The sequence below is a fragment of the Hymenobacter terrigena genome (assembly GCF_054776515.1).
Window position 1 is genome coordinate 1 of the sequence record NZ_BAAHBU010000015.1, and the last position, 604, is coordinate 604.

Annotated in this window: 1 protein-coding gene; it reads right to left on the reverse strand. The window is 22.5% G+C overall.

The genetic code is table 11. The annotated features are described in order from the left end of the window. Window positions 1-183: 183 nt before the first annotated feature. A partial coding sequence (locus ACYU7Q_RS21855; protein WP_460611578.1) for a hypothetical protein occupies window positions 184-604 on the reverse strand: 421 nt, incomplete at its 5' end.

A 604-nucleotide genomic window follows, 5' to 3' on the forward strand; every position in this document is an offset into this window, starting at 1 on the left:
TCTATCAATGCAAATGAATAAAAATAATTCCAGATTATTCTTATCAATAGGAGTATTAAAATTAAGAATAGTATTACCAAAATCCTTATGAATATTCTCATTAATAGTAGTTATATTATTGTTAATATCGTTTAATAAATTCTTAGCTATACGCATCAAATTATTAATATCATATAGGGATAATCAAACTAAAATATGACATAGGCCAACAATACCGGTATTTTTATGGAATCTAACTAGATTCTCCATAACAAACTTAGGTGGGTATTGATTTAAATGATTAATAAAATTATTCATCTTTATTTCAGTATAAACTTCGTGTATTCTAACAAAATATAACTTAAATACAACAAACTCATTATTATCGTATAAATCTTCTAAAATACTGGCTAAATTAGTAATAAATTTATCATTTAAAGCAGGATAAAAATTATCATATATTTTATATATACAACTATTATTATCTTTACTGTTATCTACAATTAAATTAGGGTTTTTTAACATATTAAAATAAAAAGTATAAATAAAAGAGGAAGAAAAGGTAATATGGCTAACCTCTAAGTACCATAAATGAAGATTATAGGACTTGAACCTACTAAACAAC